Origin of the sequence: Micromonospora parastrephiae (assembly GCF_016802865.1) — a bacterium.
In the GTDB taxonomy this organism is placed as follows: domain Bacteria; phylum Actinomycetota; class Actinomycetes; order Mycobacteriales; family Micromonosporaceae; genus Micromonospora; species Micromonospora parastrephiae.
This window is the reverse complement of record NZ_JAEVHM010000372.1, coordinates 1-2,152: the sequence shown is the minus strand read 5'-3', so window position 1 is coordinate 2,152 and position 2,152 is coordinate 1. Positions and strand designations below refer to the sequence as shown.

At 67.4% G+C, this 2,152-nt stretch carries 2 protein-coding genes; one reads left to right on the top strand and one right to left on the bottom strand.

Annotated elements, in window-relative coordinates:
* Positions 1 to 78: 78 nt before the first annotated feature.
* Positions 79 to 1,503, bottom strand: a complete 1,425-nt coding sequence (gene glnA / locus JNW91_RS31105; protein WP_203179018.1) for a type I glutamate--ammonia ligase — start codon at positions 1,501 to 1,503, stop codon at positions 79 to 81.
* A 262-nt stretch (positions 1,504 to 1,765) separates the two neighbouring features.
* Here glnA and JNW91_RS31100 point away from each other — a divergent pair, with 262 nt between their 5' ends.
* Positions 1,766 to 2,143 (top strand): RDD family protein, encoded by a 378-nt coding sequence (locus JNW91_RS31100; RefSeq protein ID WP_407664417.1) that lies wholly within the window; start codon positions 1,766 to 1,768, stop codon positions 2,141 to 2,143.
* The last annotated feature ends 9 nt before the right edge of the window (positions 2,144 to 2,152 follow it).

Sequence of the window (2,152 nt, the reverse complement as noted above, 5' to 3'; positions counted from 1 at the left end):
GGGGGCGCGGGCGCGGGAGACGGGCCCGGCCGGCCCCGCGCTTGCGGAGCCGGCCCGGGCCGGTGGTGCGGTGACTGCTCAGCAGTCGTAGTACATGGCGAACTCGTGCGGGGTCGGGCGCAGGCGCACCGGGTCGACCTCGTTGGCGCGCTTCCAGTCGATCCAGGTGGCGATCAGGTCGGGCGTGAAGACGCCGCCGTCGAGCAGGTAGTCGTGGTCGGCCTCCAGCGAGTCGAGCACGGCCGACAGCGAGCCCGGTACCTGCTTGACGTCGCCCCACTCCTCCGGCGGGAGGTCGTAGAGGTCCTTGTCGATCGGCGTCGGCGGCTCGATCTTGCTCTTGATGCCGTCCAGGCCGGCCATCATCATCGCCGAGAAGGCCAGGTAGACGTTGGCCGACGGGTCCGGGACGCGGAACTCGACGCGCTTGGCCTTCGGGTTGCTGCCGGTCACCGGGATGCGGGTGCAGGCGGAGCGGTTGCGCTGCGAGTAGACCAGGTTGACCGGCGCCTCGAAGCCCGGCACCAGGCGACGGTACGAGTTGATCGTCGGGTTGGTGAACGCCAGCAGCGACGGCGCGTGGTGCAGCAGACCGCCGATGTACCAGCGGGCCATGTCGGACAGGCCGGCGTAGCCGGTCTCGTCGTAGAACAGCGGCTCACCGTTGAGCCAGAGGCTCTGGTGGGTGTGCATGCCGGAGCCGTTGTCGCCGAACAGCGGCTTGGGCATGAAGGTCGCGGTCTTGCCGTTGGCCCAGGCCTCGTTCTTCACGATGTACTTGAAGAGCTGAAGCTGGTCGGCGGCGTGCAGCAGGGTGGAGAACCGGTAGTTGATCTCGGACTGGCCGGCGGTGCCCACCTCGTGGTGCGAGCGCTCCACGCTGAAGCCGCTGTCGACGAGCCGGCGCACGATCGAGTCGCGCAGGTCGGCGTAGTGGTCGACCGGGGGCACCGGGAAGTAGCCACCCTTGTACGCGGTCTTGTAACCGCGGTTGCCGCCCGGCTCCTCGCGGCCGGTGTTCCACGCGCCCTCGACCGAGTCGATGTAGTAGAACGACTGGTGCGCCGAGGTCTCGTGCCGGATCGAGTCGAAGATGTAGAACTCTGCCTCGGCGCCGAAGTAGGCGGTGTCGGCGATGCCGCTCGCGGCGAGGTACGCCTCGGCCTTCTTCGCGACGTTACGCGGGTCGCGGCTGTAGGCCTCGCGGGTGAACGGGTCGTGGATGAAGAAGTTCAGGGCGAGGGTCTTCTGCGCCCGGAACGGGTCGATGAACGCGGTGGCGACATCCGGGAGCAGGAGCATGTCCGACTCGTGGATCGCCTGGAAACCGCGGATCGACGAACCGTCGAACGCGAGGCCGTCGGTGAAGAGGTCGTCGTTGACGGACTCGACCGGCAGGTTGAAGTGCTGCATCACGCCGGGCAGGTCACAGAAACGAACGTCGACGAACTTCACGTCCTCGTTCTTGAGGTATCGCAGCAGTTCCTCGGGGTTGGCGAACACACATCCTCCTGGCACGTCCACGGGGTGGCTAGGCTTCTGGCGACGCTATGGCCAGGGGGTTGCCCGGCCGTGTCTCCGATGTTTCTGCCGTGTTACGTCCCTCGCGGAGCGTCAGCGTCGCTCCGTCCACGCTCCCGGTGCGCCGCGAACGTCGTACCGGCTGTACCAGTGTAATGACATCTGATGCCTTTCGCCCCAATCGGCATACAGTGGTGGTGACACCCGGCAGTCCGTCATCCTGGCGCGGATACCCTTGACCGCTGTGACCATTCCGCACGCCCCGGCAGCACCGGCCACCGATGCCACGTTCACTCCGCCGAGTCTCGGTAAGCGGTTCGGGGCGCTGATCATCGACTGGGTGCTCTGCCTCCTGGTGTCCAACTTCTTCGCCGACCCGGTGCGCGACGGGTGGGCCCCCGTGCTGGTGCTGGTCGTCGAGTACGGCATCTTCCTCGGCCTGTTCGCCCAGACGCCGGGCATGTACATCACGAAGATCCGCTGCGTGAACTGGCACGACGGTGGCCGCATCGGGCTGCTCCGAGGACTGATCCGGGGCCGGTCGCGGATGACCACCGCGCTGTTGGTCACCGCCGCGGCGATCGCCGGGTTCGCGGTGATCGGCGTTCTGCTGGAGGGCTGAGGCTCAGAG